General features: G+C 60.7%; 23 protein-coding genes. 8 read left to right on the top strand and 15 right to left on the bottom strand.

What is annotated here, in order from left to right:
• The first annotated feature begins 4 nt into the window (after window positions 1-4).
• On the top strand, window positions 5-1021 hold the full coding sequence (locus BN1135_RS02775) for a lipoate--protein ligase (protein WP_042018684.1): 1017 nt from the start codon (window positions 5-7) through the stop codon (window positions 1019-1021).
• Window positions 1022-1244: 223 nt separating this feature from the next.
• Entirely contained in the window at window positions 1245-2939 is a 1695-nt protein-coding gene (locus BN1135_RS02780) for a pyridoxal phosphate-dependent decarboxylase family protein (RefSeq protein ID WP_042018685.1), read from the top strand.
• A gap of 155 nt (window positions 2940-3094) precedes the next feature.
• Here the strand turns inward: BN1135_RS02780 and BN1135_RS02785 are convergent, their stop codons facing one another.
• The 3 genes from BN1135_RS02785 to yiaY all read right to left on the bottom strand — a co-directional run bounded on the left by BN1135_RS02785 (window position 3095) and on the right by yiaY (window position 5535).
• A complete protein-coding gene (locus BN1135_RS02785; protein WP_042018686.1) occupies window positions 3095-3724 on the bottom strand; it encodes an NAD(P)H-binding protein in 630 nt (209 codons plus the stop codon).
• Window positions 3725-3908: 184 nt separating this feature from the next.
• Window positions 3909-4247 carry an outer membrane protein assembly factor BamE gene (gene bamE / locus BN1135_RS02790; protein WP_042018688.1) on the bottom strand — a complete coding sequence of 113 codons (339 nt, stop codon included), beginning with the start codon at window positions 4245-4247 and terminating at the stop codon, window positions 3909-3911.
• Window positions 4248-4383: 136 nt separating this feature from the next.
• Window positions 4384-5535: an L-threonine dehydrogenase gene (yiaY, locus tag BN1135_RS02795; RefSeq protein WP_042018689.1), complete on the bottom strand. Its 1152-nt coding sequence runs from the start codon at window positions 5533-5535 to the stop codon at window positions 4384-4386.
• A gap of 382 nt (window positions 5536-5917) precedes the next feature.
• Between yiaY and udp the strand changes: the two genes are divergently transcribed.
• Complete coding sequence (gene udp / locus BN1135_RS02800; RefSeq protein WP_042018691.1) at window positions 5918-6673, top strand: uridine phosphorylase; 756 nt, start codon at window positions 5918-5920, stop codon at window positions 6671-6673.
• Between the two features lie 169 nt (window positions 6674-6842).
• Here the strand turns inward: udp and BN1135_RS02805 are convergent, their stop codons facing one another.
• Entirely contained in the window at window positions 6843-7571 is a 729-nt protein-coding gene (locus tag BN1135_RS02805; RefSeq protein ID WP_042018693.1) for an RluA family pseudouridine synthase, read from the bottom strand.
• A gap of 224 nt (window positions 7572-7795) precedes the next feature.
• On the opposite strand from BN1135_RS02805, the gene rihA reads away from it, so the two are divergent.
• The gene (gene rihA / locus BN1135_RS02810; protein WP_042018695.1) at window positions 7796-8731 is read left to right on the top strand and encodes a pyrimidine-specific ribonucleoside hydrolase RihA; all 936 of its coding nucleotides are present in this window, start codon (window positions 7796-7798) and stop codon (window positions 8729-8731) included.
• Between the two features lie 33 nt (window positions 8732-8764).
• Window positions 8765-9232: a hypothetical protein gene (locus BN1135_RS02815; protein ID WP_042018696.1), complete on the top strand. Its 468-nt coding sequence runs from the start codon at window positions 8765-8767 to the stop codon at window positions 9230-9232.
• 144 nt (window positions 9233-9376) lie between these two features.
• On the opposite strand, the gene BN1135_RS02820 is transcribed toward BN1135_RS02815, so the two are convergent.
• Both BN1135_RS02820 and BN1135_RS02825 read right to left on the bottom strand, forming a co-directional pair.
• Window positions 9377-9673, bottom strand: coding sequence for a winged helix-turn-helix domain-containing protein (locus BN1135_RS02820; protein WP_042018697.1), 297 nt, complete (start codon window positions 9671-9673; stop codon window positions 9377-9379).
• Window positions 9670-10200 (bottom strand): DUF1523 family protein, encoded by a 531-nt coding sequence (locus tag BN1135_RS02825; protein WP_042018699.1) that lies wholly within the window; start codon window positions 10198-10200, stop codon window positions 9670-9672. The genes BN1135_RS02820 and BN1135_RS02825 overlap by 4 nt, the downstream gene beginning before the upstream one ends.
• A gap of 516 nt (window positions 10201-10716) precedes the next feature.
• Between BN1135_RS02825 and BN1135_RS02830 the strand changes: the two genes are divergently transcribed.
• The gene (locus tag BN1135_RS02830; protein ID WP_042018701.1) at window positions 10717-11349 is read left to right on the top strand and encodes a LysE family translocator; all 633 of its coding nucleotides are present in this window, start codon (window positions 10717-10719) and stop codon (window positions 11347-11349) included.
• Between the two features lie 73 nt (window positions 11350-11422).
• Here BN1135_RS02830 and BN1135_RS02835 read toward each other — a convergent pair whose 3' ends face one another.
• From BN1135_RS02835 to BN1135_RS02865, 8 genes are all read right to left on the bottom strand, one after another.
• Window positions 11423-12631, bottom strand: coding sequence for a cation:proton antiporter (locus BN1135_RS02835; RefSeq protein ID WP_042018702.1), 1209 nt, complete (start codon window positions 12629-12631; stop codon window positions 11423-11425).
• 213 nt (window positions 12632-12844) lie between these two features.
• Window positions 12845-13948, bottom strand: a complete 1104-nt coding sequence (locus tag BN1135_RS02840) for a beta-N-acetylglucosaminidase domain-containing protein (RefSeq protein ID WP_042018703.1) — start codon at window positions 13946-13948, stop codon at window positions 12845-12847.
• A 43-nt stretch (window positions 13949-13991) separates the two neighbouring features.
• Window positions 13992-15719, bottom strand: a complete 1728-nt coding sequence (locus BN1135_RS02845; RefSeq protein WP_042018705.1) for a potassium/proton antiporter — start codon at window positions 15717-15719, stop codon at window positions 13992-13994.
• Window positions 15720-16000: 281 nt separating this feature from the next.
• Window positions 16001-16150, bottom strand: coding sequence for a hypothetical protein (locus tag BN1135_RS21950; protein ID WP_098969840.1), 150 nt, complete (start codon window positions 16148-16150; stop codon window positions 16001-16003).
• Window positions 16147-16836, bottom strand: coding sequence for a M15 family metallopeptidase (locus BN1135_RS02850; protein ID WP_042018708.1), 690 nt, complete (start codon window positions 16834-16836; stop codon window positions 16147-16149). Before BN1135_RS02850 ends, BN1135_RS21950 begins: the two co-directional genes overlap by 4 nt.
• Window positions 16833-17960 (bottom strand): succinyl-diaminopimelate desuccinylase, encoded by a 1128-nt coding sequence (dapE, locus tag BN1135_RS02855; RefSeq protein ID WP_042018709.1) that lies wholly within the window; start codon window positions 17958-17960, stop codon window positions 16833-16835. The genes BN1135_RS02850 and dapE overlap by 4 nt, the downstream gene beginning before the upstream one ends.
• Window positions 17961-17979: 19 nt before the next feature.
• Window positions 17980-18330, bottom strand: a complete 351-nt coding sequence (locus BN1135_RS02860) for an ArsC family reductase (protein ID WP_005337930.1) — start codon at window positions 18328-18330, stop codon at window positions 17980-17982.
• Between the two features lie 304 nt (window positions 18331-18634).
• On the bottom strand, window positions 18635-18949 hold the full coding sequence (locus BN1135_RS02865; RefSeq protein ID WP_042018712.1) for a hypothetical protein: 315 nt from the start codon (window positions 18947-18949) through the stop codon (window positions 18635-18637).
• A gap of 285 nt (window positions 18950-19234) precedes the next feature.
• Here BN1135_RS02865 and dcuC point away from each other — a divergent pair, with 285 nt between their 5' ends.
• On the top strand, window positions 19235-20611 hold the full coding sequence (dcuC, locus tag BN1135_RS02870; protein WP_042018714.1) for a C4-dicarboxylate transporter DcuC: 1377 nt from the start codon (window positions 19235-19237) through the stop codon (window positions 20609-20611).
• A 117-nt stretch (window positions 20612-20728) separates the two neighbouring features.
• Window positions 20729-21868 (top strand): M20 family metallopeptidase, encoded by a 1140-nt coding sequence (locus BN1135_RS02875; protein ID WP_042018716.1) that lies wholly within the window; start codon window positions 20729-20731, stop codon window positions 21866-21868.
• A gap of 340 nt (window positions 21869-22208) precedes the next feature.
• Here the strand turns inward: BN1135_RS02875 and BN1135_RS02880 are convergent, their stop codons facing one another.
• Complete coding sequence (locus tag BN1135_RS02880) at window positions 22209-23552, bottom strand: anaerobic C4-dicarboxylate transporter (RefSeq protein ID WP_042018718.1); 1344 nt, start codon at window positions 23550-23552, stop codon at window positions 22209-22211.
• Window positions 23553-23750: the final 198 nt, after the last annotated feature.

The following is a 23750-nucleotide window of genomic DNA, read 5'->3' on the forward strand; positions in this document are numbered from 1 at the left end:
TTTTATGTCCCGTTTGCGTCTGCTTGTCTCCGACTCTCACGATCCCCTGTTCAATCTGGCCGTCGAGGAGTGCATCTTCCGCCAGATGGACCCCGGCCAGCGGGTGCTGTTCCTTTGGCGCAACGCCAATACCGTGGTGATCGGCCGCGCCCAGAATCCGTGGAAGGAGTGCAATACCCGCCGGATGGAGGAGGATGGCGTGACCCTGGCGCGCCGCAGCAGTGGTGGCGGTGCCGTGTTCCACGACCTTGGCAACAGCTGCTTTACCTTCATGGCGGGCAAGCCGGAGTATGACAAGAGCATCTCCACCGCCATTGTGCTGGACGGGCTCAAGCGGTTGGGGATAGAGGCGTTTGCCTCCGGTCGCAACGATCTGCTGGTCGCCACCCCGGACGGGGAGCGCAAGGTATCGGGCTCCGCCTACAGGGAGACCCTGGATCGCGGGTTTCACCACGGCACCCTGCTGCTGGATGCCGATCTCGGCCGTCTGGCCAACTACCTCAACCCCGACCCTAAGAAGCTGGCGGCCAAGGGGATCACCTCGGTGCGCGGCCGAGTGGCCAATCTGTGCGAACTGCTGCCGGGGATCGACCATCAACAGGTGGGCGAGGCGCTTGCCGAGGCGTTCTTCCACCATTACGGCGCGCGAGTTGAGCCCGAGCATATCTCCCCCGCGCAGATGCCGGATCTGCCGGGCTTTGCCGAGACCTTCGCCCGCCAGCTCAGCTGGGAGTGGAACTACGGCCATGCCCCGGCTTTCAGCCATCTGCTGGAGGAGCGGTTCAGCTGGGGCGGGGTGGAGCTGCACTTTGATGTGGAGAAAGGGGCCATCACCCGGGCGCAGCTGTTCAGCGATACCCTGGAGCCAGCTCCGTTTGATCTGCTGGCGGCCGAGCTGGCGGGTTGCGGCTATCGGCCGGACGCCGTTGCCGCTCGCCTGCAGCCCTGGCTGGCGGCCTTCCCGCAGCAGCAGTGCGAGCTGGCGGAGTTTGCCGAGTGGCTGTTGGCCTCCCTGCGTTGAGGGTGGTGCTGCGCTGATGGCGGTCTGGTAGTAAGGGCTCTGTCAGCTAGGATGGGAGCAAGATCACGAAATATAAAGAGGCGCCTCAAAGGCGCCTTTTTGCCAGCCCTTGTCATGGCTGATACATGACAAAAAGTAGGGTAGACCATTAGATATTGTCGCTGTCGGCCCCTCTGGTACAGGGGTATAACGGCCGCACATTTGCTGTACTAATGGTATAAAAATGAGTGACTTAGTTTATCTGAAAGACGAAAGCGTCAATGCCGTCCACCCCGATTTTTCCGCCCGTTTCGCCACAGTCAAAGCCAATTTTTTCTCGCGCAATCCCGATCTCTGGCCCGTTTTTCGCGAACCCGGATTTGCCACCCTCAACGAATTTCGTGCCCGTGGCCTGGCACCGGATGCCCGCCTGAACGCCTGGCCAGATGGCCGCGCACGCCTTGCCGATCTCTGCGAGACCATGCCGGTGCCCGCCACCATGCGCACCCCGGGCGAGCCGATGGCCGAGCTGCTGTTTGCCGCTGCCCTGTCGAAGGATTGGGAGAACCCCTCCAGCGTCGAGAACGTCATCACCATGTCGGCGGATCCCGCCATCTACGGCGCCCAGCTGGGCATTCTGGCCAACCCCAATCTGGTCTACTCCGAATATGCCGGGGTGGCCGAGGAGCTTGAGAAGAAAGTAGTGCGCCAGATAGCGTTGCTGGCGGGTTATGACCCCGAGCGGGCCACCGGCATCTTCACCCAGGGGGGGACCTTCTGTAACCTCTACGGCTACCTGCTCGGCATTCGCAAAAGCTTGCCCGAGGCCAAGCACAAGGGGCTCGGCCACTATCAGGATTACCGCATCATCAACTCCCAGGGCGGTCACTACTCCAACATCACCAACCTCTCCCTGCTTGGGGTCGATATCGAGAACAAGACCATCCGGATTCAGGTCGGCGAGAACAATGACATCGATCTTGACCACCTCGAGCGCACCCTGACCGCCTGCTTCGCCCTGAAGCACGTGGTACCCACCATCATGCTCACCATGGGCACCACCGACACCTTCGGGGTGGATCAGGTCAAGCCGGTGTTCGAGCTGCGCAATCGCCTCTGCGAGCAGTTCGAGGTGGCGGTCAAACCGCACATCCACGTCGACGCCGCCATCGGCTGGTCGATGATCTTCTTTTTGGATTACGATTTTGCCGCCAACCCTCTTGCCATCAACAGCGCGACTCTGGCGGGGATCGAGCGCAACGTGGCACGCTTTGCCGAGCTGAAATATGCCGACTCCTTCACTGTCGACTTCCAGAAGTGGGGCTATGTGCCCTACACCTCCAGTCTGGTGATGATCAAGGAGCAGGATGACCTCAAGGCGATGGAGAATGACCCGGAGAACTTCTCCTACTTTGAGCGGGACATTCAGGGCCAGACCCACCTGCAATCCACCATCGAGTGCTCCCGTGGCGCGAGCGGTCTGTTCGGCGCCTATGCCGCCCTCAACTATATGGGGGTGGAGGGTTATCGCACCGTGCTGGCCCACTGCCTGCAAAATGCCAACTACTTCCGCTTCCGGTTAAGCCAGCTCGGCAACGTCAAGCTGGTGGCGCAGGAGAATCAGGGGCCGAGCGTCGGCTTCAAGATCTACAACCCCGAGTGGGTGAGCGACCCGGAGGCCGAGTTCGCCTTCGAGCTGGCCCGCTCCAGCGATCCTGCCTACAAGTCCCGCTTGCAGCGCAACACCGACTACCACCGTAGCCAGTTCAAGGGGCGCGGCAAGGTAGGGCTCTACACCAACTGGGTGGAGGCGGTAGCTCACTCCGACTATGACTCCCGCGGCAAGTACTCCTACATCGCCGGGGAGAAGGCAGTCTTTATGAACCCCGCCTGCACCCGCGAGCAGATCGACGCCTTTATCGACCATATTCGCGGTTGATGGCGGTCGCCCTGACTGCCGAACGCGGCTAATAGTGGCCTGTGGTGGTTGGGGGTATCACGCCAACAAGATAAACAAAGGGCAAGCCAGCTGGCTTGCCCTTTGTTTTTACGGCTGTGGTGCTGACGGTGGGAAAGCGGTGGAAAAGGCCGGGTTCAGAGGGCCAGCAACTGCTCGTTCTCGACAATCTCGCACCCGGCGGGCAGTTTCGAGAGGGCGATCATGGCGTGGGCCACCTGCTGGGCCTCGATGGCGCGCCAGCGGGCGAGCTTGCCCACCAGCAGCGGCCGAAACAGCGGGTAGATAGCCTGAAAGATCTGCTCAGAGCGGCGCGGTGGCTGGCGATCCCCCAGCAACATGGTTGGCCGCACGATGGCGAGTCGCGGCCAGGATTGGGCCAGCAGGGCCTGCTCCATCTCCCCCTTGGTACGCGGATAGAGGGCCGGTGAGCCTGCGCTGGCGCCCATGCTCGAGACCACGATCAGCCGCTGACAACCGTGGCGACGGGCCAGCTCGGCAAAGGCGAGCACATAGTCAAGGTCGACCCGACGAAACGCCTCGGCAGAGCCCGCCTCCTTGCGGGTGGTGCCGAGGGCACAGAAGGCGATGTCGACCGGGCGGGAGAGGGTGACGCTGGCCAGATCATCAAAATTGACCGGCAGCCAGTGGTGGGCCTCCTTGCCTGGCTTGCGACAGAGCAGGGTCAGTTCATGTTCGGCAGGCAGTTGCTGCAGCAGTTCGCGGCCGATAAGACCGCTGGCTCCGGCAATCAGGATCCGGCTCATGGGGATTCTCCCTGTGTCATTCGATGGTGTTGATGCCATGGTGGCTGCTCATCAGCATCAGTCAATTTGCGATCCGCTGCAATGGGGGGAGATGACATCGCATCGTCTGACAAGATAACGGGCAGGATATATAGCGTGGGGGCTGGATAAAACAAAACCGGCGCGAGGCCGGTTTTGCGGGATATCAGAGCGGGGTATTGAAGGCCGCTGGCAGCGGGAAGTCACCCGTCACCGTGGTGAGCCTCTCATTGGCGAAGGTGACGGTGAGCTCTTTACGCTCCTTGTCGCCGTGGCCCGGCTGGAATTCATAGAGGTAGTACCAGCTGTTGGGGTCAAAGCCGTCGCGCAGCATGGGGCTGCCCAGCACATAGCTGACCTGCTCGCGGGTCATCCCCTGGCGCAGTTTGTCGACCTGTTTTTGTTCCACATAGTTGCCCTGGGGAATATCAATGCGATAGACCAGGCTGCAACCGGAGAGGGTGAGGGCGGTCAAAGCCGCGGCAATCAGGTGTTTCATCCGCATATCGAGTTCAGATCATCCATACAGTCTTTTTGGCTCGGCAAATCATACCGACTCCCTCCACGGAAGTAAAAAGCCATTGATCCATCAGCCAATAAAAAGGGCCGCAGTGCGACCCTTATCGGCAATCACGCAACCATTACATCGCTGCGCGGAAGATGGCGACGATCTCTTCGTGGCTCGCCTGTTTCGGGTTGGTGAAGCCGCAGGCATCTTTCAGGGCGTTGCTGGCTAGGGTATCGAAGTCATCTGCCTTGACGCCCAGCTGCTCCAGACCGGCCGGGATCTTCACATCCAGCGCCAGCTGCTTGATGGCGGCAATGGCGGCGGCGGCGCCTTGCTCATCGTTCATGGCGCTCACGTCCACACCCATGTAGCGGGCCACCTCTTTCAGACGGGCAGCGCTCACCTGGGCGTTGTAGGTCTGAACGTGGGGCAGCAGTACGGCGTTGCAGACACCGTGGGGCAGATCGTAGAAACCGCCCAGCTGGTGCGCCATGGCGTGTACGTAACCCAGGCTTGCGTTGTTGAAGGCCATGCCGGCCAGGAACTGGGCATAGGCCATCTGCTCGCGGGCGTGCAGATCATCGCCGTGGTTGACGGCGGTGCGCAGGTGCTTGGCAACCAGCTCGATGGCCATCACGGCGCTGGCATCGGTCACCGGAGTGGCGATGATGGAGACATAGGCCTCGATGGCGTGGGTCAGGGCATCCATACCGGTGGCGGCGGTCAGACCGGCCGGCTTGGCCAGCATCAGCTCGGGGTCGTTGACCGACATCAGCGGGGTAACGTGCTTGTCGATGATGGCCATTTTCACGTGGCGCGCTTCGTCGGTGATGATGCAGAAGCGGGTCATCTCGGAGGCGGTACCGGCGGTGGTGTTGATGGCGATGAGCGGCAGTTGCGGCTTGGCGGAGCGATCCACCCCTTCGTAATCCTTGATGCTGCCACCGTTGGCGGCAACCAGCGCGATGCCCTTGGCGCAGTCATGGGGCGAGCCGCCGCCCAGCGAGATGACGCAGTCGCAGCCGTTGGCCTTGATCATCGCCAGACCCGACTCGACGTTGGTCATGGTGGGGTTCGGCTTGGTTTCATCGAAAACCACGCTTTCAATACCATGTTCAGCCAGCAGGGTGGTGAGCTTGGCGACCACGCCGATCTGGTTGAGGATCTTGTCGGTAACGATCAACGCTTTGCGATAGCCGTAACCCTTGATATCGGCGGCGGCCTCTTGCAGACAACCGGCACCCATCAGGTTGATTGCAGGAATATAGAACTTGAATGTAGCCATGATGGACTCCCTATAGTTAGCCATTTAGTGGTAATTGAGGGCTAAGTTACCATCATGGGTGGGATACAAAAGCATCTTGTTTACAACTTTACGGGGTCGATCACGAGTCGTTAATTAAGCGCTGAACCAGACTTGACTTTCCCGCTTAGTGTTCACTTTTCAGAAAAACGTTTGTCAATTATTTCATTGGGTTAGCAAACGTTTTGCGCGGAGTTTGTAACTGTCAATGCGTGGAAGTGTGAGGCGCTTCAAGGAATTGGAAAGCGCTTTCGACCATAGTTGGCGCCTCCCCAAAGAGGGGGGTAAAGGCTTGAAAGTATCATAAAGAATCATCTTAACTTGCGCCCTGACCATGCTGGCAGGGGGCAACCAGGAGTCCAATATGTCTGATGTATTTCACTTGGGTTTGAAGAAAGCGGATCTGCAAGGCGCCACCCTGGCGATCGTCCCCGGTGACCCCGAGCGCGTCAAGCGCATCGCAGAGATGCTGGATAACCCGGTGCACCTGGCCAGCCATCGTGAATTCACTTCCTGGCGCGGCGAGATGGACGGCAAGGCCGTGATCATCTGCTCTACCGGTATCGGTGGCCCGTCCACCTCCATCGCGGTAGAAGAGCTGGCCCAGCTGGGTATCAACACCTTCCTGCGTATCGGCACCACCGGTGCCATCCAGCCGCACCTGAACGTGGGCGACGTGATTGTGACTACCGGTTCTGTGCGCCTTGACGGTGCCAGCCTGCACTTTGCACCGATGGAGTTCCCGGCTGTTGCCGACTTCGACTGCACCACAGCGCTGGTCAACACCGCCAAAGAGATGGGTTCCAAGCTGCACATCGGTGTGACTGCCTCTTCCGATACCTTCTACCCGGGTCAGGAGCGTTACGACACCGTATCTGGCCGCGTAGTGAGCCGTTTCCAGGGTTCCATGAAAGAGTGGCAAGCCATGGGCGTGCTGAACTATGAGATGGAATCCGCAACCCTGCTGACCATGTGCACCAGCCAGGGCCTGCGTGCCGGTATGGTGGCTGGCGTTATCGTCAACCGTACCCAGCAGGAAATCCCGAACGCCGAGACCATGGCGAAAACCGAATCTGATGCCATCAAGATCGTATTGGGTGCTGCCCGCAAGCTGATCTGATAGCAGAGCTCTTGTTACAAGAGCACCGAGTGGGGGGTGGGGGCCGTTGCGAAAGCGCGGCCCCTATCTTTATCCGCCGTTTGCCCCTGTTCTTCTCCCGTCACCCCTTTCACTGATCCCGCCGCACTCGCGCTGATTGCCATCTACTGACGGCCTCTACTCATTGCCTCTAAAAAGGGGCTGCACAGCGGATCTGCATCGGCTCGCCGCTCACCGGATGAGTAAAATCCAGCTCGCTGGCGTGCAGCATCAGCCGCGGTGCCTGTTCGCAGCCAGGCAGCTGCAGGCCGCCATAGAGATCGCAGCCGAGGATGGGGTGGCCCAGTAACTGGCTGTGGATCCGCAGTTGATGAGTGCGGCCGGTCTCAGGCACCAGCCGCACCCGGGTCAGTGGCACAACCTGGCCTTGCATTAGCTGATCCAGCAACTCAATCACCTGATAGCGGGAGCGGGAGGGTTTACCGCTGGCGGCGCAGATCTTCATCAGCGGAAAGATCGCCGGATCCTTGGCGATAGGGGCGTCGATCACCCCTTCATCGCCAGCCAGATGGCCGCAGAGCAGGGCGCTGTAGGCCTTGCTTACCGCCCGCTGGCTGAATTGCTGGCAGAGCTGGGCGTTGATGGTCTTGTTTTTGGCCACCACCATGATGCCTGAGGTGCCGAAGTCGAGGCGATGCACCAGGGTGCAGCCGGAGTGATCCTGCACCAGTCGATAGTGAACCGAGTCGAGGTTCTGCGGGTTCTTGCCCGACAGGCTCAGCAGGCCGCTTGGCTTGTTGATCAGCAGCAGGTGCTCATCTTCAAACAACGTCTCGATGGCGGCACTGCAGGGCGGGGCGATAAAGGTGTCGACGATAACAGACATAGGGCGCACGGGCTGGAAACGGGGGGCGATCATACCCGAACCGGCGCGGCCGGGCGAATGGGCGGTGCGCTGTCTCGGGAAATGAACGGGATTGCGCCATGCAACCTCTTGATAATGAGCCGCTCTGATCGCGCGACGGCGTGAAGTGCAAACCCTTCTGGTCACCCACAAGGCCCCGTTTTGTGACCCCTTCCCGAGTTCATCCGAAGCTTGCTTGTTAAGGTATGGCTCCCTGTTATGTTGTAAGGACCCTTTCCATGGCACTGCCCGTTATTCTCGATTGTGATCCCGGCCACGACGACGCCATCGCCCTCATTCTGGCGCTGGCCAGCCCCGAACTGAACGTGCTGGCGGTCACCACCAGTGCGGGCAACCAGACGCCGGACAAGACCCTCAACAATGCCCTGCGCATCCTCACCCTGCTGGGGCGAGACGACATTCCGGTGGCGGCGGGGGCGCCGAAGCCACTGGCCCGCGAGCTGATTATCGCCGACAACGTCCACGGCGAGTCGGGGCTCGATGGTCCCAAGCTGCCGGATCCCGCCTTTGCGCCGCAGGCCATGACGGGGATTGAATTGATGGCCAAGTGCTTGCGCGAGAGCCCGCAGCCCGTGACCCTGGTACCGACCGGGCCGCTGACCAATATCGCCCTGCTGCTGGCGGCCCACCCGGAGCTCAAGCCCAGGATTGCCCGCATCGTATTGATGGGGGGCGCCGCAGGGGCGGGCAACTGGACCCCTGCGGCGGAATTCAATATTTATGTCGACCCGGAGGCGGCCGATATGGTGTTCAATTCAGGTATTCCCATCACCATGTGTGGCCTCGATGTGACCCATGAGGCGCAGGTGATGGATGAGGATATCGAGCGGGTGCGCGCCATCACCAATCCGGTGGCCCAGTGCGTCGCCGAGCTGCTCGACTTTTTCATGATCTACCACCGGGATCCCAAGTGGGGATTTGCTGGTGCACCGCTCCACGACCCCTGTACCATTGCCTGGTTGCTGGCTCCCGAACTGTTCCACGGGGTCGAGTGCCGGGTCGATATCGAGACTCGGGGGGAGCATACAGTGGGGATGACGGTGGTGGATCGTTATGGTCTGACCGGCAAGCCAGCCAATGCGTTGGTGCTGCTGGGGCTGGATCGTCCGGGCTTTATCGATCTGCTGGTGACGCGGCTGCGGGCGTTTGACTGAGCGCCGGTTCATTTTTGCAAGAAGGGGCGGGGAATGTGGAAGAGAGGCTTGGTGCTGCTGGCCGGGTTGCAACTGACAGGCTGTGCGACGCCATTCGAGCGGATGTGGCAGGGGCTGGCGACCTGTGAATTTACCGATCTCTATGTGGATGAGACGGGCAGGGCCGCCAATCTACAGCTGGCCAACTACACCCCCTACAAGGTGAGCGACGGCTTTGCCTGGTACAAGGTGCACGAGGAGCTGCACGGCCTGCCGGTGGTCGGCTTTATCGTGCCTGCCGCAAGCTTTGAAGTGCATGCCCTGTTTGTCGATACTCCCATCGCCAACGCCCGCCGGTTGACCCACAACGCCTACGGCAGCGAGTTTAGTGACGAGCAGAAGCATGACGAGGGGATCGCGCCCCTGCTGCTGCGTGACCCCAACAACCCCAAGCGCTCCATCATCGATTGCACCAAGGGGGAGTCCGACGAGGAGCTGCAGGATTCGGCCATGCCGGAGTAGGGCTGCCATCACCCTATCCCCGGTTACCCTGTCAGCCTGAAACTCGCGGTCTGAAACACGCGGCCGGAAAATAGAGGGGCCAGCCTTGTCGGCTGGCCCCTCTATTTATTTAGAGCAGAGTGTTATTGCAGAGCAGCGCCCGGCTTAGGGATAGCTCAGCGTCTCTTTGATAAAAGGCAACTGGGCCTTGATCCATGCAGGGTTGATGGGGCCCCAGTCGCTGATGCGGTAGTGCCCTTGCAGGTGGCGAGCCCCTTCGGTCTGCTCGAAGGCGCAGTTGATATCGAGCTCGGCCAGCGCGCTCAGGGTATCTTGCGCGGTGCGGCGCGGCATGCCGGTCACCTCCATGATGGCGGGCACCGTATCCGTGCCCTGGCTGATCAGCCAGGCCACGTAGAGCCGCCGGTAGAAACTGGTGCGGGTTTTACTCGGCTCACTCATATCTCGTCCTCAAGACGATCGAAGTAGCGCCAGGTCGCAATGGCCGCTTTGCCCATCACCAGTGCCCAGAGGCCGAACCAGAACCAGCGGAAGAAGCTCCAGGTGGAGGCATCAGGCTCGGTGCTTTCGATCTTGGTAACGTTGGGGAACAGGGAGAACATGTTCACGCGCCAGCCGTAGGAGGTGATGATGGCCAGACGCTTCTCGAACTCCATCGACTTGGCTTTGGCCTGCACATCGGCGGCGTTGAACTTGAAGTAGAAGGGCCAGCCCCACTCGGTATCTTCATTGCGGAATACCCGGATCTTCTCGCCGGGGCGCTCGGTATAGATGTAGTAGACGTCGGAGGTGGGGCCATCAGCCGGGTTCTTCTGGCTGATGGGGCCATCCTTGTCGGTTCGTTTCACCTCGACACCGGTGATGGTGGCGATGGTGTGCTCCGGCAGGTAGAAGTCGAGCCAGGTGGCGGAAACGAGGGCGATGAGCCCCAAAGCGATAAAGGCGGGTTTCTTGAATCTCAGGCTCATGGTGTGCTCACGTGAGGGGGAGTAACGTGCCTCTACCATACCGATATTTGGTGGAGCAGCCCAGCCCCCTATGGAGCCATTGGCCAAAAAATGGCGTTTAAAACAGAGACAAAGCCATTGGCCCATCAATCAGAGCGGCATTGTCTGCTCTGTTATTTTGCGCGGTGGGAGGGATCTTCTGATGGTCGATGTGAGCTGGAAGCGCAGGGATGGCAGCTTGTTTTCTATCACCATGACCTGGTGGGAGGGAACGACAGTGGCCAGGCCGCTCTGACGCTGGACTTGCTCGCCAACCGTGTACCACACAACCAAACTTGGGACAGGCACTGCTCGGCTGGCATCGTCACCAGTTGTTATTGCTGAAATATACGTAGGAAAAGGTTTTTTCTTGTGCGAGTGGAGCCGTTTAGGCATGATTGATCGCCTTATCTGGTCAGTATGTGGTACAACTGGTCTGGTTGATGTGTTCCTGTCCCATTTTCGTTATTCCCCGCTCTCGTCCCATGGAGGTGTGTTGTGTCCAGCTGGATCGATCCGGCCATTCTGGCTCTGTTTATCCCGACCTTTTTCTTTGTCTCGGTGACCCCCGGCATGTGCATGACCCTGTCGATGACCCTGGGGATGAGCCTGGGGGTGCGCCGTACCCTGCACATGATGTGGGGGGAGCTGATCGGAGTCGGGCTGGTCTCGGTGCTGTCGGTGATCGGGGTGGCTGCTATCATGCTCAACTATCCGGGGATCTTCGCTGCCTTCAAATATGTGGGGGGCGCCTATCTGGTGTGGCTCGGTATTCAGATGTGGCAGGCCAAAGGGAAGATGGCCATTCCGGCGGATCTCTCGGCCGGTCAGCAGACCAGCCCCATGGGGCTGGCGGTGCAGGGGTTTGTCACCGCCATCGCCAACCCCAAGGGGTGGGCCTTCATGATCTCCTTGCTGCCCCCCTTTATCTCTGCCGACAAGCCGATGGCGCCGCAGATCACCGCGCTGGTGGCGCTGATTCTGGTCATCGAGTTCTCCTGTCTGCTGCTCTACGCCAGCGGTGGCCGCACCCTGCGCCACTTCCTTGCCAAGAGCGGTAACGTTACCTTGATGAACCGCATCGCCGGCACCCTGATGCTGGGAGTGGGGGTCTGGCTGGCGCTCGGTTAAGAGCCGTCAGTGACCCGCGCCACGAAAGAAAAATGCCACCGGTCGGTGGCATTTTTTATGGGCGCGGCCTGGCTCAGCGAGGTTTGAAGCGCTCGACCCAGGGGTTGGCGGTGAGGCCGTGCAGGATGACGCTCAATATGATGGTGCAGAGCACGGTGGCGATGATAGGGCGCTGGCCAATCAGCGCCGGCTGGTTTTGCAGCACCATCACCGCAAAGACGATGCTGGCAAGGCCCCGCGGCCCGAACCAGCCGATAAAGAGCTTGAGCTCTGGCTTGAGGCCGGTGCCGATGAGGCTCAGCCAGACCGGCACCATCCGCAGCAGGGTGAGGCTGGCAATGGCATAGAGCCAGTATTGCCACTGCAGAAGCTCCGGCAGCATGGGCATCAGGGTGGCGCCAAACACCATCCAGATCACCACGGAGAGCAGGTCGCCGTAGCCTTCGCAGCTGTCCATGTAGGCATGCTTGTGCTCGCCGAGGCGGTGGCCGATAAAGAGGCCGCCGACAAAGGCGGCGATAAAGCCGCTGCCACCGAGAGTCTGGGCCAGCGCAAAGCAGAGCAGGGCCAGCCCCGGCATGGTGAGCTGACGCCAGAGCGGCAGTTGCCAGCCGTTGAGATAAGAGATTTTCAACAGCCGGATGGTGAGGCTGGTCAGCACAAAGGCGACCAAGAGGCCAATGCCGATCTCTTCGAGCATCAGAGTGATGGCCAGGGTGGCGGTGCCTGCGTGTTGCTCGGTGGGGGCGATAAGGGCCAGCAGCAGAAGCAGTACCGGCACGCAGATGCCGTCGTTAAGGCCGCTCTCCTGATTGAGCCCTTCGCGCACCGGTGCCGGTACCGCGGGGTTGCTCACCACCGCCTTGCCCAGCGCCGCATCGGTGGGGGCAAGAATGGTGGAGAGGATGGCCATCTCCAGCAGTGGCAGGTCGGGGAAGATCCAGTGGCCAAACAGGGCGCCACAGGCCAGGGTGAGGGGCAGACCAATCAGCAGCAGCCGGATCGGGAGCTGGCGGTTGGCCAGCAATACTTGCCAGTTGGTGTTGGCGGCATCGTTGAACAGCACGATAACCAAAGTCAGCTCGGCCAGCAGCTTGATGCCGGCGCTGTCGATGGAGAGGGAGAGCAGCTCCAGCCCGCCCGGCCCCAGCAGCCAGCCGGTCAGCAGAAACAGCAGGGGGCCGTTGACCAGTTTTGATTCAAAGCGCCCCGCGATCAGGCTGTAGATCAGCAAGAAGGCAGCGATCACCGCCAGATTCTGGTAAAGCAGATGTGTATCCATACAAGCTTCCTTGAAACCATCTTGTCAGGGCTGTTTAACTGCCATCCTGGCCCCGGATTATGCCCAATATTCTCAGTTATTAACTCTTCATTGCCGTAGCTGTGCGCACACCTTGCCAAGACTGGCTGCGCGCATCACGCCCATCACGACAATCACGACAATCACGACAATCACGCCAGCCGGGACAGACTCTGCCTGCCCCGCAGGGGCGGTTTAATCGGTCAGACAGTCGGGGTCGAACACATACTCCCCGTCCAGCCAGCGCACGATTTCGTCGACGCAGGCTTGATCCCGAAACGGCAGGTAGCGGGCCTTGAGGGCGGCAATCTGCTCGGGGGTGAGCTGCGCCAGCCCCAGATCCTGAAACAGCGGCAGGTCGGCTTCGATCATCGCCGAGATCTGTGGGCCGCAGGTAGCGTTAAGGGCGGCGTGCAGCGCCTTGTCGGGATCGTACTGCTTGCCGAGTCGGTAACTCATCGGCAGGGTGGCGAGCGGCAGGGCCGACAGCGCCGCCTGCTTCATCGGGTTGACCGCATGGCCGGATACCAGCTCCGCCAGCTCGGCGGGGCGGTTCTCGAAGGCGCGCAGGTGCAGGTAGCTGCTTGCCTTGCTGCCATCGTTGACCGGGTAGTTGTCCCACAGGAAGGGCTTGCGGCCGAGCAGTTCGGTCACCTGCTTGAGGTGCGCGGCCGGATACTCGCTGGAGCAGACCCTGGGGCCGGTCCAGAAGATCTCGAAGCGGCGGTCGAGTTGCTCGCCAAGCTCTTCCAGATAGCGGGGGGGCATGGCGCCAAATACCTTCTCCAGCACCGGATCGGTCGAGTAGTAGCTGGGGCAGAAGATGAGACGGGCCGCCTTGCTGTGAGCCGCGATGTCGTGGGCGATGGTGAGCTGGTGACGGGCCAGATCTGGGGTATCCCCCTTCATGTCGTCAAACAGCACCGCCAGAATATCGGGCTGGAGCGCCTCGTCGATCAGGCGCACTTTTTCGAGCAGCGCCGGGCGCTTGCGATCGTAGTCGTGGTGGGCCCCCATGGGGCTTAAGCCCACCCCGAAGGCGAGCCCGTTGGCGCGGCACTGGCGCGCCAGCTCGGCGAGATCCGCCAGCTGCTGCTCGGGCCAGGGGAGGGCCCAGTGCTTGCGCAGATAGCCATCCTCTTTCGGGGCATAGATATAGAAGCCGTAACCGTGGCGCGGCAGCCACTGGGCGTAGCGGGCGCGGGCCTGCCAGCTCCATCCCTTGCCAAAAAAGCCTTCAATGACCCCCAGATTGGCAGCGGGGGGCAGGGGGCCGGACAGCAAACTTTGATATGGCATAACTCTCTCCCTTCTTGCTGGGGACTTGATACGGGACGGTCCGTCAGACCGGGTCCTCTTCCTGAAAGCGCACCCCGATCTTGCTCGGCACGCTCTCGTCCATTTCGGCCACGGTCCAGATCAGGCCCTGCCATTCGATGTTGTCACCGACCACCAGATTATCGCCCAACTGGCTGGCAATAAAATCGCCCAGTGTCTGATCCGCCACCTCGCTCACATCCAATCCGTAGAGGGGGGCGAGATCCACCAGCCGCGCCGCCGCCTCCAGCAGGAAGTCACCGAAGAAGCGGGGGCCGAGATCCTGCTCCGGCGCCTGACTGAACAGCTGGCCGAGGGCGGAGAGATCGCGCTCGTGGCCAATCACGCAGAGGATGTCATCGGCCTGCAGACAGGTACTACCCGAGGGGTGAAGCAGCTCGCGGCCACGAAACAGGGCGCAGATCCGGGTGCCGGTGGGCATCTGCAGATCCCGCAGTGGCGAGCCGATGCACCACTTATCGGCTCCCAGCTGGTAGACGAAGGTCTCCCACTGACTGTCGAGATCGATCTCGAGCCCCGAACGATTGATGGGCGAGGGCGGTGCCGGTACCTCAACCCGCGCCAGTTTTGATGCCAGCGGCAGCGAACTGCCCTGCAAAATCAGCGAAACCAGCACCACGAAGAAGGCGACGTTGAAGTAGAGCTGGGCGTTGGGCAGCCCCGCCATCATGGGGAACACCGCCAGAATGATCGGCACCGCACCGCGCAAGCCGACCCAGGAGATAAACCAGCGCTCGCGGGGGGCAAAGTTCTTGAACGGCAACAGACCGATCCACACCGAGATTGGGCGGGCTATCAGGATCATCCACATCGCCAGCGCCAGCGCGGGCAGGGCGATGGGCAGCAGATTACTCGGGGTGGCCAGCAGCCCCAGCACCAGAAACATACCGATCTGGCTGAGCCAGGTCAGGCCGTCCAGCACCGACAAGGTGGTGCTACGGCTGCGCAGGGAGAGGTTGCCGAGCAGCAGACCGGTGAGGTAGATGGCGAGAATGCCGCTGCCCCCCACTGCCGTGGTGAGGGCGAAGATCAGCAGGCCACCGCTGACGGTGAGCAAGGGGTAGAGACCTGCAGCCAGCTTGGCTGTGTTGATCAGTCGCCACAACAGCCAGCCACCGGTCAGACCCATCCCGGCCCCCATGCCAAACTGCTGTAACAGTTGCAGCAACAGGTAGCCACCATCCAGCCCCTGCTGGGCGGTGGCCAGCACTTCAATCAGGGTGACGGTGAGAAACACCGCCATGGGATCGTTGCTGCCCGATTCGATCTCCAGGGTGGCGCTCACCCGTTCGTTGAGGCTGCGCCCACCGAGCAGGGAGAAGACCGCCGCCGCATCGGTGGAGCCGACGATGGCGCCGATCAGCATTCCCTGCATCAGGTTGAGGTCAAACAGCCAGGCGGCGGCCAGACCGGTCAGGCCGGTGGTGATGGCCACCCCGACCGTGGCCAGCGACAGTGCAGGCCAGAGTGCCACCCGAAACGAGGAGACCCGGGTGCGCATGCCGCCGTCGAGCAGGATGATGGCAAGTGCCAGGTTGCCCACCAGATAGGCGATGGAGTAGTCAGCGAAGTGGATGCCACCGGGGCCATCCTCACCGGCCAGCATGCCGACGGCGAGGAAGATAACCAGAATGGGAATACCGAGGCGGGAAGAGAGGGCGCTCAACAGGACGCTGGCACCCACTAGCAGTGCGGCGACAAAAAAGAAACTGTTGATGGTAGCGGCATCCAAGGGCGAACTCCTTCCTGGTAATGTGCAAAGTAGGCGCATTATATGCAGTTAGGCACTATCGTGTGGCTTATTTGTGCATCAATTTGCATTTTTTTACATTTTTTCCCCTCATGGATGCGCCATATTCTGACTGCAATGAGCGGAATGAAAAGGAGTCAAAGGAGCGTCGATTTCAGGATGTGCGGATGTGCGCGTATGGGGTACTAGTGGGGTGGCACTGAAGAGGGTCAGGGGAGCGCCAGCGCTCCCCCTCGGGGTGATGGGGATCCGGTGATGCAGGGTCAGTAGTCGTCCTCGTCATCCTTCACTTCGCGGATCTTGTCCTTGTAGTTGGGCAACTGCTTCTCCAGCCGTTTCATGTCTTTGATGGCATTGAGAAACAGCCCGAGCAGGAACAGCAGCGGCAACCCTATCCACAGCCAGAGACTCATAGTTTTTTCCTTTCGTCAGGACAGGTGGTGACATAACGGGTCAAAATGTCATCCAGGTTGGCCAGTATGGTCGACTTGCCTTCAATATCCGCCTGTTGCAGACAAAGCGCCAGCGCAGCAGGATCAAGCTGCAGGTCATCGGACTCCAGCGAGAAGCTGATATGCCAGGGCTCGTAGGCGACGCCGCTCTCTGCCCCGACCGGTTTGGCATACGGGAGGAAGAAGCCGAAGTCGCTCATATGATCGCTGAGCCACTCGCTCAAGTCAGCAAACCAGCCGCCCTCTTCATATTCCCACGGCTCCAGCGCCAGCTTGGTGTCGGCAGGCAAGCAGTCCGGATCATAGATGTCGAGATCGGTCCCCCAGTGGTGGCGGCTGGTACCGGGTAGGGCACTCCAGCGCAGGATGGCATGCAGCCGCTCCTCATCGCTCAGCTGCAGAGCATCGATGGGTTGGCTGTTGGCATCGAGCAGCGGCCGTTCGCCGCGCCACTTGCCATTCCAGATGGCGAGCTGGCGATCGAAGCTGCGCCAGCTGGAGGCCGCCTGCAAGTTGAACCCCTCATAGGCGGCCGCTACCTGCATGTCGTTGAATGCCGCCGCGGTGGCGGCGGTCAGACGATGGGGGCCGCGCCCCACCACAATAAGGTGGCTCTCGTCGAGCCCCATCAGTTGTTCCTGCGTCATGCCAGTAATCTCTCGAGCACCCCTTGGTACATGTCCGCCAGCAGATCCAGATCGTCCGCCTTCACGCACTCATTCACCTTGTGAATGGTGGCGTTGACGGGCCCGAGCTCAATCACTTCTGCGCCGGTGGGGGCGATAAAGCGCCCGTCGGAGGTACCTCCGGTGGTGAGCAGGGCCGGTCGCTGACCGTTCACCGCCTCGATGGCCGCTACGGCCGCGTCGAGCAGCGCACCGGTATCGGTCAGGAACGGCTGGCCGGAGAGGGTCCAGTCCAGCTGGTAATCGAGATCGTGTTTATCCAGCAGCGCTTCGACCTGCTGGCGGATATCCAGGTCGGTCAGTTGGGTGCTGAAGCGGAAGTTGAACTGCACCTGCAGCTCGCCCGGAATGACGTTGGAGGCGCCGGTACCGGCCGAGATATTGGCGATCTGGAAGCTGGTGGGCGGGAAGTAGGCGTTGCCCTCATCCCACACGGTGGCGGTGAGTTCCGCCAGCGCCGGCGCAGCTTTGTGAATGGGGTTGTCCGCCAGATGGGGATAGGCGACGTGACCCTGCACTCCGCGCACCAGCAGATCGCCGGTGATGGAGCCGCGTCGGCCGTTTTTCACCACATCCCCGACCACGGCAGTGGAAGAGGGCTCGCCGACGATGCACCAGCGGATCTTCTCGTTGCGGGCCTCCAGAGTGTCGATCACCCGGGTGGTGCCATTGATAAAGGGCCCCTCTTCATCGGAGGTGATGAGAAAGGCGATGGACCCGGTGTGATCCGGATGCTCGGCCACGAAGCGCTCGACCGCCACCACCATGGAAGCCAGCGAGCCCTTCATGTCGGCGGCACCTCGGCCATAGAGCACACCATCCTTGATGGTCGGCTCGAACGGCGGGGTGTGCCATTTGTCCAGCGGCCCGGCGGGCACCACGTCGGTGTGACCGGCGAAGCAGAACAGTGGCCCCTCGCTGCCACGGCGGGCCCAGAGGTTGGTGGTGTCCTCAAACACCATGGGCTCGATAACGAACCCGATCCTGGCGAGGCGCTCCGCCATCAGGGTCTGGCACCCTTCATCGAGGGGGGTAACGGAGGGGCGGCGGATCAGATCCTTGGCCAGTGCGATGACATCCGACATCAGTTGTCCTTAGTTGTCCTTAACGGGAGAAGAGAGATTGGTAGTGATCAGCCTTGAAGCCCAGGGTCAGCTCGCCGTCACGATCCAGCAGCGGGCGCTTGATCATGGCCGGATGCTCCAGCAGCAGGGCACGTGCCTTGGCGGTGTCGAGCCCCTGTTTGGCCTCATCCGGCAGGGCGCGGAAGGTGGTGCCGCGGCTGTTGAGCAGGGCTTCCCAGCCGAGTTTTGCCAGCCAGCTGTCCAGATCGTCCGGGTTCAGGCCGTCGGCGCGGTGGTCGTGAAAGCGGTAGTCGATACCGGCCTCATCCAGCCACTTGCGGGCTTTCTTGATGGTGTCGCAGTTCTTGATGCCATAGAGGGTGATGGCCATGGGGAGTCCTTCTCTTGTGGGCGCTGGCCGTGGCTGCGCCCGAAAATCCGAATCAACAGAGTGCAAGGGCCCGATTCTGGCATTGTGGCAATCCCATGGCAACGCCGATGGTCCGGCTCGCGGGTTTTACCGGGACGGGTCGCACCTGAACGGCGTTTTTGAGCTCAAGGTCAGAAGCACTGCAGCGGGAGTGCCCGATGGGGGCGGTTATTGCGGGAGAAATAGAAGGTACAAACGCCAGATAGCCAAAACGCGCCAGCGGGCGCGTTTTGGTCGGCATCTTCAAGCACTTCAATCACTTCAATCAGTGCAGGGTGGTCCACTCATGGTCAAAGACCCGGGCCCGTTCCCAGGGGGCATCAGGCAGGCTGGAAGAGAGGCCAGTATATTTGCCCACGTCGTCCACCACGATGGCGGAGAGGATCGGCAGGTTGTTTTCAGTGCAGTACATGCGGATGCGTTGCAGCAGGGTGCGCAGTTCATCCTGGCACTGCTCCAGCCCGGCCAGCTTGGCCAGTTTGGAGTAACGAATGGTAGTGCGTTCCTTTGCAGACTCGACGAGGATGTCCCACAGCTTGTAGTCGCAGGTCGAGACACCTGCGGTGGCTTGGTTTGTCATAACTCTCTCCGGCGCGAAATGGTCGCTAAATGTCGAAGCGCATCTTCGCCACTTCGGCGTTGTCATATGTTGATCCAACGCAAAAAAGAGGGGAGTCGTGTCACACAATCCCCGGATAGCGGCTGATAAAGGTTTTCCGGCAGTTTAAACAACGAAAATTTGTTACATCACCGACATATTATGCTGATGGTGCCCAGTGAAGGCACCTTTATTGATAGGGATCAAAGGCAATCTCTGGTCAGAACACTAGATTCCGCTCTTCGATAAATTTATCAGGAGTGAATATTGGAACTTTTATTCGTCTTGCTCGTTCTGGTCGCCGTGGTCTACGGCATTATCAAGGATTACAACCCGCAGGCGGTGCTGGCGCTGGCGGGCATGGCCATTTTTGCGGTGGCCTACTGGCTGGGGCTGCACCCCATTCTCCCCGCTGACAAGAGCACCGGCTTCGCCCTGTTCGACCTGTTCGAAGTGTTCAAGGGGATCTTCTCCTACCGCGCGGCGGGGCTGGGCCTTACCATCATGGCGGTGGCGGGCTTCGCCACCTACATGTCCCATATTGGTGCCTCCCAGGCGCTGGTGCGGGTGGCGGTCAAACCGGTGGCTGGCATCCAGTCCAGCTACCTGATGCTCTCCATCTGCTATCTGGTGGCGGTATTCGTCTCCCTGTTCGTCACCTCCGCCACCGGCCTTGGCCTGTTGTTGATGGTCACCATGTACCCGGTGATGCGCAATCTTGGCATCAGCCCGGCCTCCGCCTGTGGCGTCATCGCCACCTCCCAGGCGTTCGAGATTGGTCCGACCCAGACCAACGCCATCTTCTCCGCCGGTCAATCCGGCATGGATCCGACCAGCTACTTCGTCGACTACCAGATCTGGCTGGTAGCCCCCATGCTGCTGGTGACCATGGTGCTGCACTTCTTCTGGCAGCGTCATTGCGATCGCAAGGATGGCTGGGATCCGGCGCTGCATCGCGGCGATCACGCCGAGCTGGACGAGCAGGGTACTGATGCTGTGCAGGCGCCGACCTGGTATGGCCTGCTGCCGATCATCCCCTTTGTGCTGATGATGACTTTCTCCAAGCTGCTGGTAAGCGACATCAAGATGAGCGTGGAGGTGGCCATGCTGCTGTCGGTCTTTATCGGCATGTTGTGCGAGCTGCTGCGTAGCCGCTCGCTGCGTACCGCCATGGCCGGGTTGTCGAGCTTCCTCGATGGCATGGGCAAGGTGTTTGGCCCGGTAGTGGCGCTGATCGTCTGTGCCGAGCTGTTTGCCGAATCCCTCAAGGCCATCGGCGCCATCGATACCCTGCTGCACTCTGCCAGCAATGCCGGTATCGGCAGCGGCCTGATGACGCTAGTGATGGTGGCGCTGATCATGGTGGCGGCGGTCATCATGGGCTCCGGTAATGCGGCGTTCCTCAGCTTCTCGACCCTGGCACCGGCAGTGGCGGCCAAGTTTGGCGTGCCAGCGGTGACCATGCTGCTGCCGATGCAGCTGGCCTCCAGTATTGGTCGCACCATCTCCCCCATCGCGGCGGTGCTGATCGCCTGTGCGGGGATTGCCAAGGTGTCGCCCTTTACCGTGGTCAAGCGCACCAGCGTGCCCATGGCGGGGGCGCTGGTGACGGCGTTGACGCTTAACTATCTGCTGTTCATGTAGTGGTGTTTGGAATTTACCGGTCGGGCGGGCGGCATGGCTGCCCACCTTTTTCTCACAGTGTCGCATTGTTGCAATAAACGATCGGCCATCAACGCTGATTGTTGCATGGAGAAGATAATGACAGTTGTAAAGAGCCCGTTTTCCCTCGATAGCTATCTGGCCGATCTGGCCCCGCTCATCAATCTCGATTGCGGCACCCGTACCCCGGCCGGGGTGGCGAAAGTTGCCGACATCATGACCGAGAAATATGAGGCCATCGGCTGGCAGGTGACCCGCCACCAGTTCGCTCCTGAGTGCGGCCCCTGCCTCGAGATCACCAATGCGCCGGGGGCCGATCACTACGACGTGATGCTGTGCGGCCACATGGACACCGTTTTCCCCGAGGGGACGGCGGCCAAGCGCCCGCTGAAAATCGAGGGCAATCAAGCCTTTGGCCCCGGCGTGTCGGACATGAAGAGCGGTCTGCTCTCTATCTGGTACGCCCTGAAAGAGATGGATCCGGCGCAGCTGGCCAAGCTCAAGGTGCTGGTCTGCTACAACTGCGACGAGGAGGTGGGCTCCCCTTGGTCGAAAGATTGGCTGGTCGAGCGAGCCAAGCAGAGTGGCTGCGTGCTGGTGGCCGAAGCTGCGCGCCCCAATGGGGATCTCATCAGCGCCCGCAAGGGCAATGCCAAGTACCGCATCACCTTCCACGGCAAGGCTTCCCACGCCGGTTCGGCCCTGACCGAAGGGGTCTCCGCCATCACCGAGCTGGCGCACTGGGTGCTGGCCATCAACGAGCAGGTCAACATGACCACGGGCACCACCATGAACGTGGGGGTGGTACAGGGCGGCACCGGCGTTAACGTGGTGCCGGACTTTGCCGAGGCGATCGTGGATTTGCGTTTCTGGAGCAACGAAGAGGCCCGCGCAGTACACGACCGGCTCTCCTTTATGGCCAACAACCCCTTCCTCGCCGGTTGCCGGGTCGAGGTGGATCGCCAGACCTTCAAGCCGGCGATGCGCCCGAGTGGCGACACCGAAGCGCTGATGGCGCTGGTGGAAGTAGCAGCCAAAGAGGAGGGGATCCCCTTCAACTGGCTGGAGGCCGGTGGCGGCTCGGATGCCAACTTCACCGCCGCTGCGGGTGTGCCGTCGCTGGATGGCTTCGGCCCCATGGGCGGTGGCTTCCACTCGGAGGCGGAGTTCCTGCTGCTCGACAGCATCGAGCCGCGCATCCGGCTGTTGCAGCGGGTGCTGGACAAGCTGGCGAAATAAGCCGGTTTACCCCTTGTTCGGGTCGTTATTGGCCCGCTCAAAATTGGTCCGCTCAAACCCAAACGGGAGGCTGCTGCCTCCTGTTTTTTTATCTCGATTTTTCGCGCGTCCCTGAACGAGCGGGCTAGGTGGCTCAGCGCCGTGACCCCTGCAGGCGCTACGCCAGAGCAAAATGAGGGGGTGGATGGGTAGTATGTTGCTGGCGAAAAAGGGGGGGATGTTGCCCTGTTGCCGAGGCTGGGCTAACGCTGCAGGGGGCGTCGGGGGAAAAGTCGGGGAAAAAGAGCAGGCCCCCGAAGTGGGGGCCTGTCTGGCAATGGCGCGATAAACGCGACTGCGATTACAGCAAAATGGTGGTCAGCAGATAACCCAGGGCGCAGGAGCTGCTTACCCCGATCAGCCCCGGAATGATGAAGCTGTGGTTGATGATGAACTTGCCGATGCGGGTGGTGCCGGAGCGGTCGAAACCGATACAGGCCAGATCGCTCGGGTAGGTCGGCAGCACGAAGTAGCCGTAGCTCGCCGGCAGGAAGGCGATCAGCAGTTTCGGCTCTACGCCCAGCGCCAGACCCATGGGGGCGATGGCGGTCAGGGCGGCGGCCTGGCTGTTCACCAGCTTGGAGATCAGGAACAGCACCAGCGCGTAGGTCCATGGCTGGGCCTGTACCACGTGAGCCAGGGTCTCTTTGAGCAGCGGCATGTGAGCCTGGAAGAAGGTCTCACTCATCCATGCAACCCCGAACACCGAGAAGATGGCGACCATACCGGCCTTGAACACGGGGCCATTGGAGATCTCACCCGGCTTGACCTTGCAGCGCATCAGGATGATGGCACCGGCGATCAGCATCATCATCTGGATCACCAGGTTCATGGAGAGCGGGCCAGTCTTGTCCTTGATGGTGAACACCGGACGCAGACCTTCGTTGGCACCGAGCAAGACCACGGCAGCGATGGCGGCGAAGAAGATCCAGGTAGACCAGTAGGCCTCTTTCGGGAACTTGGTGTTGAGCAGGGTTTCACCACCGCCATAGATGAAGGTGCGCTGCTCCGGGTCTTTGATCTTGGCCTGGAACTCTTCGTCCTGATCCAGATCCTTACCGCGACGCAGGCTCCACAGGGCAGCCATGATCACACCGGTCAGGGAGGAGGGGATGGCGATCATCAGGATGTCGAGCAGGCCGTACGCCTGACCGATGCCATGACCGGCCGCCAGAATGGAGACCATGGAGACCACGGCAACGGAGACCGGGGAGGCGCAGATTGCCATCTGGGAGGCAACGGATGCCACGGCCATTGGACGCTCGGGACGGATGTTCTTCTGCAGCGCTATGTCAGCGATGATGGGGAACATGGTGTAAACCACGTGGCCGGTACCGCACAGGAAGGTGAGGGTCCAGGTCGTCAGCGGTGCCAGAATGGTGATGTATTGCGGGTGACGGCGCAGCAGACGCTCGGCCACCTGCATCATCAGGTTGAGGCCACCGGCAGTCTGCAGGGTGGCGGCACAGCCGATCACCGCCAGAATGGTCAGCATCACCTGCACTGGCGGTTCGCCCGGCACCAGGCCGAAGACGAAGGTCAGCAGGAAGAGACCGATACCACTGATGAGACCCAGTCCCATGCCACCAAAGCGGGTACCCAGCAGCAAGCAGCCGAGTACCACCAAAAATTCCATCAAGATCATTCCATTACCTCGTGTGATTCAACCCATATTGCCGCGGGTAGCCTGAACCATGAATTGTCATTGTTTGTTTTATTTAGCCCAAAAGGGTTAGTTGCTATTCTGCTCCCCTGCATAAGTGAAAAAATTGAGTTACTTCAATAACTCGATGAATTTTTGATTAAACCACTTAAAAACCTCTTGTTAACAAAAAAATCAATT

The sequence above is a fragment of the Aeromonas sobria genome, from assembly GCF_000820145.1.
GTDB classification, from domain to species: Bacteria; Pseudomonadota; Gammaproteobacteria; order Enterobacterales; family Aeromonadaceae; genus Aeromonas; species Aeromonas sobria.

Excerpts from the sequence above, each read along its gene's own strand:
- BN1135_RS02815 (WP_042018696.1), top strand. The coding sequence starts at position 8,765 with ATGTGGAAGAGAGGCTTGGTGCTGCTGGCCGGGTTGCAACTGACAGGC.
- yiaY (WP_042018689.1), bottom strand. The coding sequence starts at position 5,535 with ATGGCTACATTCAAGTTCTATATTCCTGCAATCAACCTGATGGGTGCC.
- BN1135_RS21950 (WP_098969840.1), bottom strand. The coding sequence starts at position 16,150 with ATGAGTCTCTGGCTGTGGATAGGGTTGCCGCTGCTGTTCCTGCTCGGG.
- BN1135_RS02880 (WP_042018718.1), bottom strand. The coding sequence starts at position 23,552 with ATGATCTTGATGGAATTTTTGGTGGTACTCGGCTGCTTGCTGCTGGGT.
- BN1135_RS02860 (WP_005337930.1), bottom strand. The coding sequence starts at position 18,330 with ATGGCCATCACCCTCTATGGCATCAAGAACTGCGACACCATCAAGAAA.
- rihA (WP_042018695.1), top strand. The coding sequence starts at position 7,796 with ATGGCACTGCCCGTTATTCTCGATTGTGATCCCGGCCACGACGACGCC.
- BN1135_RS02835 (WP_042018702.1), bottom strand. The coding sequence starts at position 12,631 with ATGGATACACATCTGCTTTACCAGAATCTGGCGGTGATCGCTGCCTTC.
- BN1135_RS02825 (WP_042018699.1), bottom strand. The coding sequence starts at position 10,200 with ATGAGCCTGAGATTCAAGAAACCCGCCTTTATCGCTTTGGGGCTCATC.
- BN1135_RS02850 (WP_042018708.1), bottom strand. The coding sequence starts at position 16,836 with ATGACGCAGGAACAACTGATGGGGCTCGACGAGAGCCACCTTATTGTG.
- BN1135_RS02780 (WP_042018685.1), top strand. The coding sequence starts at position 1,245 with ATGAGTGACTTAGTTTATCTGAAAGACGAAAGCGTCAATGCCGTCCAC.
- BN1135_RS02865 (WP_042018712.1), bottom strand. The coding sequence starts at position 18,949 with ATGACAAACCAAGCCACCGCAGGTGTCTCGACCTGCGACTACAAGCTG.
- BN1135_RS02840 (WP_042018703.1), bottom strand. The coding sequence starts at position 13,948 with ATGCCATATCAAAGTTTGCTGTCCGGCCCCCTGCCCCCCGCTGCCAAT.
- BN1135_RS02820 (WP_042018697.1), bottom strand. The coding sequence starts at position 9,673 with ATGAGTGAGCCGAGTAAAACCCGCACCAGTTTCTACCGGCGGCTCTAC.
- BN1135_RS02875 (WP_042018716.1), top strand. The coding sequence starts at position 20,729 with ATGACAGTTGTAAAGAGCCCGTTTTCCCTCGATAGCTATCTGGCCGAT.
- BN1135_RS02805 (WP_042018693.1), bottom strand. The coding sequence starts at position 7,571 with ATGATCGCCCCCCGTTTCCAGCCCGTGCGCCCTATGTCTGTTATCGTC.
- dapE (WP_042018709.1), bottom strand. The coding sequence starts at position 17,960 with ATGTCGGATGTCATCGCACTGGCCAAGGATCTGATCCGCCGCCCCTCC.
- BN1135_RS02785 (WP_042018686.1), bottom strand. The coding sequence starts at position 3,724 with ATGAGCCGGATCCTGATTGCCGGAGCCAGCGGTCTTATCGGCCGCGAA.
- BN1135_RS02775 (WP_042018684.1), top strand. The coding sequence starts at position 5 with ATGTCCCGTTTGCGTCTGCTTGTCTCCGACTCTCACGATCCCCTGTTC.
- bamE (WP_042018688.1), bottom strand. The coding sequence starts at position 4,247 with ATGCGGATGAAACACCTGATTGCCGCGGCTTTGACCGCCCTCACCCTC.
- udp (WP_042018691.1), top strand. The coding sequence starts at position 5,918 with ATGTCTGATGTATTTCACTTGGGTTTGAAGAAAGCGGATCTGCAAGGC.